The sequence below is a fragment of the Occallatibacter sp. genome (assembly GCF_049802275.1).
GTDB lineage: Bacteria > Acidobacteriota > Terriglobia > Terriglobales > Acidobacteriaceae > Telmatobacter.
The window spans coordinates 1-8,682 of sequence record NZ_JBARMD010000259.1; the positions used below are offsets into that span (position 1 = coordinate 1).

At 57.8% G+C, this 8,682-nt stretch carries 8 protein-coding genes; 7 read left to right on the forward strand and 1 reads right to left on the reverse strand.

Features of this window, described 5'->3' with window-relative positions:
• Both WA354_RS09040 and WA354_RS09045 read left to right on the forward strand, forming a co-directional pair.
• A partial coding sequence (locus WA354_RS09040) for a phosphohexomutase domain-containing protein (RefSeq protein ID WP_472812679.1) occupies positions 1 to 797 on the forward strand: 797 nt, incomplete at its 5' end.
• Positions 798 to 869: 72 nt separating this feature from the next.
• A complete protein-coding gene (locus WA354_RS09045; RefSeq protein WP_472812680.1) occupies positions 870 to 1,157 on the forward strand; it encodes a Dabb family protein in 288 nt (95 codons plus the stop codon).
• 179 nt (positions 1,158 to 1,336) lie between these two features.
• Here WA354_RS09045 and WA354_RS09050 read toward each other — a convergent pair whose 3' ends face one another.
• On the reverse strand, positions 1,337 to 2,959 hold the full coding sequence (locus tag WA354_RS09050; RefSeq protein WP_472812681.1) for a rhamnogalacturonidase: 1,623 nt from the start codon (positions 2,957 to 2,959) through the stop codon (positions 1,337 to 1,339).
• Between the two features lie 447 nt (positions 2,960 to 3,406).
• Here WA354_RS09050 and coxB point away from each other — a divergent pair, with 447 nt between their 5' ends.
• The 5 genes from coxB to WA354_RS09075 are packed head-to-tail and all read left to right on the forward strand — an operon-like array spanning position 3,407 to position 8,484.
• Entirely contained in the window at positions 3,407 to 4,537 is a 1,131-nt protein-coding gene (gene coxB / locus WA354_RS09055) for a cytochrome c oxidase subunit II (protein WP_472812682.1), read from the forward strand.
• Positions 4,538 to 4,551: 14 nt separating this feature from the next.
• A complete protein-coding gene (ctaD, locus tag WA354_RS09060) occupies positions 4,552 to 6,252 on the forward strand; it encodes a cytochrome c oxidase subunit I (RefSeq protein ID WP_472812683.1) in 1,701 nt (566 codons plus the stop codon).
• 8 nt (positions 6,253 to 6,260) lie between these two features.
• Positions 6,261 to 6,857, forward strand: coding sequence for a cytochrome c oxidase subunit 3 (locus tag WA354_RS09065; RefSeq protein ID WP_472812684.1), 597 nt, complete (start codon positions 6,261 to 6,263; stop codon positions 6,855 to 6,857).
• Between the two features lie 17 nt (positions 6,858 to 6,874).
• Complete coding sequence (locus WA354_RS09070) at positions 6,875 to 7,726, forward strand: hypothetical protein (protein ID WP_472812685.1); 852 nt, start codon at positions 6,875 to 6,877, stop codon at positions 7,724 to 7,726.
• The gene (locus tag WA354_RS09075; protein WP_472812686.1) at positions 7,726 to 8,484 is read left to right on the forward strand and encodes a c-type cytochrome; all 759 of its coding nucleotides are present in this window, start codon (positions 7,726 to 7,728) and stop codon (positions 8,482 to 8,484) included. The genes WA354_RS09070 and WA354_RS09075 overlap by 1 nt, the downstream gene beginning before the upstream one ends.
• Positions 8,485 to 8,682: the final 198 nt, after the last annotated feature.

Genomic DNA, 8,682 nt, shown 5'->3' on the forward strand with positions numbered 1-8,682 from the left:
CGGGCATCAATCCCGAGCCGATCGAGCCGCATATCCGCGCGCTTGGCGAGGCTGCGGTCGCGCATCATTGCGACGCAGGCTTGTGCACCGATGGCGATGCGGACCGTATTGGCGCGACGGATGAGGACGGAAACTTTGTTGATCCGCACAAGATTTTTTCGGTGCTGCTGAGCTGGGTTCTTCGCCGTAAGGGATGGCCTGGCGCAGTCACACGTGCGTTCAACACGACCAAGATGCTTGATCGGATTGCCAAAAAGCACGGACGTGAGCTGATCGAGCACGGCATTGGATTCAAGTTTGTGTGCGACTACATGCTGGAACGCGAGATCGTGATGGGCGGCGAGGAGTCGGGCGGCATCGGATTTCAGCGACATCTGCCGGAGCGCGACGGCCTCTTGAATGCGCTGCTGCTGGCCAACGTCATGGCCGAAGAGAAGAAGACGCTGGGCCAACTCGTCGCCGATCTCCAGGCCGAATACGGCGAGCATCAGTATGGGCGCATCGACCTGCACATTCCCGACTATTTGAAGAATGCAGTGATTGTGCGGGCCAGGGCGTTGAAGGTGGGCGATGCGTCGATTGCAGGCATGCCGATTCTGCGCCAGGAGACGCTGGATGGGGTGAAGTTCTACCTCGATAATCCTGAGGCGAAGTCAAAGGCAAACGCAGCGGAGACTTGGATTCTGTTTCGCGCCAGCGGCACGGAGCCGCTGATGCGGATATATACGGAATCGACCTCGAAGGAAGCGGTGGCGAAGCTGCTGGAGAGCGGACGGGCATTCGCGATGGCAAGCTGATAGAAGCAGGGAATAGGGAGTGGCGGACGATTAGGCTGATCGGCATCTCAATCTTCAAGTGCGGGAGTTTTCGTGTTCATTCATATCTTCGGATTTCGGTGGAAGGCGGAGGCTACTGAGGCCGACAAAGCGCGCGCGGCTCACGACATTGTGGCTTTTCGAGACCATGTCCTCGGGCTCATCGACGTTCACGTCGGTCCCAACGTTTCTCCGCGCGGACAGGGCTATACGTTTGTGGGGCTCATGACCTTTACCGACAAGGCGGCAGCCGATGCATACACTACGCATCCCATGCACCTGGCGCTGCTCAAGTGGCTGGTGCCGCTGATCGACCCGGTGGAACTGGATTTCGAAGCCTGACCTTTCCTGAGAGCCGGATATGGAGGAGTAGAGCCTGCAAGAGTTCGTCCTGACGCGACAAAAGCACAAGCAGATCCTTCGCGCCGCTTACCCATCGCGCTTATGCGCGTCGGGGCCCCGAGCGTGCGGCGCTCAGGATGACACACTTTTTATGTGTGGGCTGAAGCCGACCCTTCAGGTTAGATTGTCTTGTCGTCGGCGTGGCTTTCGACGTTGTCGGGGTAGTGATGGCAGCCGAAGAGGCGGAAGTCGGAGACGCTTTTTAGGCGGAACTGGCCGGACTGCTGACGGAGCGGGAACTTGAGGCGGAAGAAGTCTGCGCCGTCGACGTCGTCGAGGTAGATGGCGGGGCGTGCGTCGGCATTTTCGGTTGCGATTTCGATGTTGGTGAGCTCGATGTTTTTAACGTGGCGGACGTAGATGCCGGTCGCCGGTAAGTCGCCGAACATGGTTGGCTCGGGATATTTGTCTGAGTTCTCTTGCGGCTGGATGGCGGCCATGTCGGCGCCGGCGCCGCCGACCTGATGCAGATAGACGTCGCTGATCTTCAAGTCTTCGATGGGATGGTCGGAAACGCCAGCGATTATCGAAGGCAGTTGGGCGGCGCCTGAACTGACGATATTGCTAAGGATAATGCGCTTCATCGTTCCGACAACGGTTTGCGGCTTGGGTCCGCGCAGTCGGGCGCCGAGCCGCAGAAAGAAAGGCGCGCGGACGTTCCGCATCGTAACGCCGGTGAAGGTGATGTCTTCGACAATGGCGCCGTCGACGGATTCAAGTGCGAAGCCCTGACAGCTTTCAAAGACGCAGTTGGATATAGTGATGTTCTTGAACCCGCCGTTGGTTTCGGTGCCGAGCTTGATTCGGCCTGTGCCCACGCGGCCTTTGGACATCTCCATGCGTTTCCATGTGCCGTCGAGCACCGAGCCAAGTTCGTAGACGCCAGTGACGTAGCAGTTGGTGATGGTGAGATTCTCGGTGGCGCGTGCGAAGCCGAGAGCATAGGAACTCTTGGGGCAAATGCCGTCGTCCCACGGCGAATTGACGGTGCAGTTAGAGACGCGAACGTTGCGGCAGCAGTCGATGTCGATGCCGTCGCGATTGGTGTCGATTTTGAGATTGTCGATAGTGAAGTTGTCGACGCCGGTGGCGAGAATGCCGAACCATCCGCCTTGCAGGATGGAAAAATCGCTAAGGATAACGTTATGGCAGTTCTTGAGGGCGATGGCCTTGTTGCCGACGCCGGGCGCAGTGGTGTTGGGCAGCGCCGTTTCGTTGTGGCCGCGGCTCAGGCCCTTGCCCCAGATAAGGCCGGGGCCGAATATGCCGAAGTCGTGGATGTTCTCTCCCCAGATGAGGCTGTTGTGCCAGTGATTGTGGCCGTAATCCTGATAGGGCTCCCACGAGCCTTGCGGTTCGGCAGCATCGTATCCGCCAGTGGCCAGGCCATCGTACGGAGTGGGAGCGGCGAGGACGGTGGCACCCTGCTGCAGGAAGACCGCGACGTTGCTCTTGAGATGGATGGAGTAGCTCAAGTAGATACCGGCGGTAAGGATGACCGTTCCACCGCCTGCGTTGGCGGCCGCATCGATCGCCGCGTTAATGGCAGGTGAATCGATCGAGGTTCCGTCACCCTTGGCGCCATAGCGTTGAACGTCAAAGTAGATTTGTTTCTGACCGGTTGCAATCTGCGCTCTTGGTTGAGATTTTGCGCTTAGGACGGACGGGTTGAGGAGTGTGGTTGCGCCCCCGGCGACAGTGAGCCCGGCCATTTTCAAAAAATCCCTTCGAAAATCCTGCACAGACGATCTCCTTCGAAGCCTGACGGCAACCGCAGGCGTGAAATTCAGTTACGGAACGATTCAAGGAGTGATTCTACGGCAAATTCTGAATGGCCATGGCTTTGGGCGGCCTATTTGACGGGATTGATATGGTCATTTCGCGTAATGCAGCCGGCGGCATTGTCAACAACATTGCTGATTCCACTCGGATCAATGTAGATCATGCAGGATGGGTTTTTAGTCATGGGCAGCGTGCTAATATTAGTTCTCCTCGGTGAACCCCTGCGCCGCTGGAGGTCCCGCACGAAACCCACTGATTGACAGCGACCGCTGAGGGTTCATCCGCGAGTAGTCACGATTTGGCAGTTGAAAGAGTGCATCCCAGCATCATTACCCCGGCAGCCTAAACCCGAAAAGGTTTGCGGATCTGTGAAATCGAGAGCTTGCATCTGTCGACGGTGGACTGTGATGGCGGCGCTGTTGTATGGCGGTGCTGTCATTGCGGCAGCATCTCCGACGACTTCGATATTTGCGCCGATGAGCACGCCTGCGCACGACGTGAATGACCTGTCAATCTTTGTGCTGGCGATTACCGGGTTCATTTATGTAGGGGTAAGCGGCCTACTTGTGTACGCACTGGTGCGCTTCAGGGCGCGGCCGGGAGATACGACGGAGCCGCCGCAGGTATTCGGCAGCGTGCAAATTGAGCTGTCCTGGACGATCATTCCGATCCTGATCATCGTGGTGCTGTTTCTAACCACGGCGCGCGTGCTGTTCAGCATCCAGGATGCACAAAAGCCGGCGACGGCGCTGGACGTGATCGTAGTGGGCCACCAGTTCTGGTGGGAGTTTCGCTATCCGCAGTACAACGTAGTGACGGCGAACGAACTGCACGTGCCGGTGAGCAGCAAGGCATCGCCAAGGCCGACCTACATGAAGCTCACGTCAGCAGATGTGATGCACAGCTTCTGGGTGCCGCAGCTGGCGGGCAAGACGGACCTGCTACCGAATCGCGTAAACGAGATGTGGATCGATCCTCAGCAGTCGGGATTGTATGTGGGACAGTGCGCGCAGTTCTGCGGGCCGGAGCACGCGAAGATGCTGCTGCGGGTTTATGTGGACACGCCGGAGGAATTTCGCCACTGGATTGCAAATCAGCAGCGTACCCAGGCTGAGCTCACGCTCCCGAGCGAAACAGGTGAAAGCGCGAGTGAGGAAAGCACGGCTCATGCAGGGAATCCTCAAATCGTTCACGCAGATATGAACGTGAATTCGCCGACTACACGCGGCGTTGCTTCAGAGAGCATTGATGCGCAGGAGGTGTCGGCGCGAGCGGGGCAGTATGTGTTCGAGCGCGAGGCCTGCATAAACTGCCACACGGTTGCGGGAACGGTTGCGACAGGACGGTACGGGCCGGACCTCACGCACTTGATGAGCAGAGAGACGATCGCGTCAGGAGCAGCTCCGAATACGCGCCAGGATCTGATCAAGTGGATCGGAGATCCGAACCAGATCAAGCCGGGATGCCTGATGCCGGCGATGCACTTGACCGACAAGCAGAACGAACAGATTACCGCATATTTACTCACATTGAGGTAGCTGCGGGAAGCGACATGAGCTCAGAAAGCATGCCCAAAGCGCCGGGGATTGCTGGACTGGACCGAACTCCTGTCCTGACCCGGCCGGGCACATACCTTGAGCTGCTTCACAGCTGGGTTGTCACGGTCGATCACAAGCGGCTGGGAATTCTCTACATTTGCTACGCGCTGGTGTTTCTGCTTGTGGCCGGCTTTGAGGCGATGTTGATTCGGGTTCAGTTGTTTTTCCCGCATAACAACTTTGTTTCGCCGTTCGCATTCAACCGTCTGTTCACGATGCATGGGACGACCATGGTCTTCCTCGTGGGCATGCCGATTCTTTTCGGATTCGGGAACTATCTCGTGCCGCTGATGATTGGGGCGCGCGACATGGCGTTTCCCAGGCTGAATGCATTCAGTTTCTGGATCAGCGCATTTGCCGGGCTGCTGCTGTATTACAGCTTCATCGGAGGTGTAGGTTTGGCGGGCACGGGTTCTGCACCCGATGTCGCGTGGTTTGCATACGCTCCGCTGACAGAGCGGGCATTCTCACCGGGGCACACCGTGGACTATTGGGCTGTTGCAATCCTGGCGAGCGGCATCGGAAGCATCGGGACGGCGATCAACTTCATTGCGACAATATTCTGCATGCGCTGCAGGGGAATGACGCTGTCTCGCATGCCGCTGCTGCCGTGGCTCTATGCGACTACTTCGTTCCTTGTGCTGGTTGCTGTGAGTCCATTGACGGCCGCCCAGGCAATGCTGTTGATCGACCGCTATCTGGGCGGACACTTCTTCGATACCCAGGCGGGCGGGTCGGCGATTTTGTGGGCACACTTCTTCTGGATATTCGGGCACCCGGAAGTCTACGTGCTGGTGCTGCCTGCGTTTGCATTTGCGAACGAGATCATTCCGGTGTTTTCGCGGAAGGCGATCTTTGGCTATCCAGCGATGGTAGCGGCGTCTGTTGGAATCGGGTTCATCAGCCTGGGCGTGTGGGCGCACCACATGTTCACCATCGGGATGACGTCGTTCGGGAATGCGTTCTTCACTCTATCCACAATGCTGGTGTCAATTCCAACGGGGATTAAGACGTTCAATTGGCTGGCGACGATATGGGGCGGAAAGGTTCGCTTTGCGACGCCAATGCTCTTTTCGGTGGCGTTTCTATTTCAGTGGGTGGTGGCTGGGCTCACGGGCATCATGCTGTCGGTTTCAGCCTGGAACTGGCAACTGCACAACTCTTACTTTGTTGTTGCGCATTTTCACTACGTGCTGGTGGGCGCGATCGTCTTCATGATTTTCGCGGCGATCTATTACTGGTACCCGAAAATCACAGGGCGAATGTTAGATGCGCGCCTGGGCAAGTGGCACTTCTGGCTGATGGTCATTGGCTTTCACATGACGTTTGACGTGATGCACTTTCCGGGACTGCTGGGAATGCCGCGCCAGATCTACACATATGAGCCGGATCGTGGATGGACGCTGCTGAACCAGATCGTGTCCCTCGGCGGATTTATCCAGGGCATCGCGGTGTTGATTCTTGTGTATAACCTGGTGCACTCGTATTTTCACGGCAAGGTTGCGGGGCCCGATCCCTGGGATGCATGGACGCTGGAGTGGTCCACGTCATCGCCGCCGCCTGCATATAACTTTCCCGTGGAGCCGGTGGTTGCTAGCCGCCGGCCTCTTTGGGACCTGAAACATCCGGAAGATCCGGACTCTGCATTTGAGTGAGGGACGCGATGGGGACTGTACCGCTGGAGCACGTTGCGAATGAAGGCGAATGGAAGTTGCCTTCGCGCGGCGTTGTGGCGATGGCGAGCCTGATCACCGCAGAGGCGTCGATCTTCACGATTTTTGTAGTGGCGTATCTCTACTATCTCGGGCGGGACACTGGCGGGCCGACGCCGAAAGATGTTTTGGAGATTCCGTATTTCGGAACGGTGTGCCTGCTATCGAGCAGTGGATTCATCATGCTGGCCGAGCGGGCGATTGAGCATGGACGCATGGCGGCGTTTCGGTTGTGGTGGATGGTCACGATCCTGCTGGGCGCGATATTTCTGGCGGATACCGGAATCGAGTGGTACAAGCTGATTGTTCACGATCATCTGACGATCCATACCAATCTGTTTGGGACGACTTTCTATTCGCTGGTGGGCCTGCACGCGTCGCACGTAGTGGTTGGACTGCTGATGATGCTGGTGGTGGCGATGTTCTCGCTTACGGGACATTTGCGCACGGAGCATGCGGAGCGCGCAAAAGTGTTGACCTTGTATTGGCACTTTGTGGATGCGGTGTGGGTAGTGGTTTTCACGGTCGTATACGTGGTGGGAAGATGACGGAGTCTCAATCTTCAATGCGTTCGGCGGACCAGCCCGGTGCTTTGCTCACGCATTCAGTTCATCTGCCGGCGCCGACGGCGTGGCCGTTTCTGATGGCTCTGGGATTGACACTGGTGTTTGCGTCACTGGTGACGAGCGCGGAGCTCGCAGTGCTGGGCGCAATTCTAACTGTGGTGTCAATTGTGGGCTGGTTTCGCGCGGTGCTGCCACAGGAGGCACACGAGGAGATTGCGGTCACGGATGAAACCGTGGTGATTGTGCCTTCACGCGAGAAAGTCGCACGGATCGATGTAGGCGAGACGCATCGCGCGCAACTGCCGCTGGAGACGTTTCCGATTTCGAGCGGAATTATCGGCGGCATTGCAGGCGGGATCGCGATGGTAATTCCAGCCGAGATTTACGGAATCGTTCGCTTTCACAGCATCTGGTACGTGGTGAATCTTCTGGGCGGCGCGGGCGTAGGCGGCTGGGTAAATCCAACGGTGGAACAGATGAGCCACTTCCGGTTAAGCGCGTTTGTGACCGCGAACATCATCCAGGGTGCGACGACGTTGCTGGTTGGTTTGCTCTATGGAGCGATGTTGCCGATATGGCCGAAGCACCCTGTTCTACTGGGTGGGATTCTCGCGCCGGCGGCGTGGACTGGGCTGCTGCATAGCGTGTTGGGGATCGTGAATCCGTTTCTTCAGGAGCGGATTGACTGGTGGTCGTTTGCGGCATCGCAGGTGATCTTTGGACTCGTTGCTGGATATGTGGTGACGAAGTTTGGAAAGATCAAGCGTCTTCAACAGGTTCCGTTGGCAATTCGCCTTGGTTTGGAGACGCCGGGCTTGCGTCCGGATCGTGATGGAGACGAGCGGACGTGATGAATACGAGTACTGCGGCTGGTGCGTGCGCGCTGGTGCTTTTTGTGCTGGCCGGATGCACTTTGCCCGGCAAGCCGATGGCCGGACCGGAGGTACCGCGGCCAGAAATGGTTCTTACGTTTGAGACGTTGTACGGGGCAAACTGCGCGGGATGCCATGGTGTTAATGGTCAGAATGGCGCGGCGGCAAACCTTGCCAATCCGGAATACCAGGCGTTGATCGATGACGCGGCGCTGCGCGAGGTGATTGCAAAAGGGGAGAAGGGAACGCTTATGCCCGCATTTGCGCAGGAGAACGGCGGTATGTTGACCGATCGACAAATCGACGCGCTGGTGCAGGGGATTCGCGGCAGTTGGCGGAAGGAGAATGCGTTTGGTGGGGAGACTCCGCCGCCCTACAAGGCAACGCATGCGGGAGATGCAGCGAAGGGGAAGGCTGTCTACGCGATTGCCTGTGCGCGTTGTCATGGAGTGTCAGCGCAGCAACCGGGGAAGGCCGGGTCGATTCTGGATGGATCGTTTCTGGCGCTGATTAATGAACAGACATTGCGTACGACGGTGATTGCGGGGAGGCCGGACATCGGTGAACCGGATTGGCGCGGACACATTCCGGGAAGAGCGATGACAGACGACGAGATAACGGATGTGACCGCGTGGCTGATGTCGCAGAGGCTTGTGAACCCGGGGCAGCCTTATCCGAGTGTGAGCGCGAAAGCAGAAACTGCGGGAGAGCAGCAAGCATCGGCTGCGAAGCAATGAACGAGGAAAGGCGCAAGCAGGAGCAATTATGGATGAGAAACTTCCGCCGCCCGGCGCGCATGAACAGATGGAGCGCCTGGAAACTGAACGTGTGACGCGACGAACGTTCCTGATGAACGTGGGGATCGCATTGAATGCCGCGGTGGCGTTGCTGATTGCGACGCCGGTAGTGTCCTATCTGCTGGGGCCTGTATTGCG

Coding starts and splice junctions, on each gene's coding strand:
- coxB (WP_472812682.1), top strand. CDS start 3,407: ATGGCGGCGCTGTTGTATGGCGGTGCTGTCATTGCGGCAGCATCTCCG.
- ctaD (WP_472812683.1), top strand. CDS start 4,552: ATGAGCTCAGAAAGCATGCCCAAAGCGCCGGGGATTGCTGGACTGGAC.
- WA354_RS09065 (WP_472812684.1), top strand. CDS start 6,261: ATGGGGACTGTACCGCTGGAGCACGTTGCGAATGAAGGCGAATGGAAG.
- WA354_RS09070 (WP_472812685.1), top strand. CDS start 6,875: ATGCGTTCGGCGGACCAGCCCGGTGCTTTGCTCACGCATTCAGTTCAT.
- WA354_RS09075 (WP_472812686.1), top strand. CDS start 7,726: ATGAATACGAGTACTGCGGCTGGTGCGTGCGCGCTGGTGCTTTTTGTG.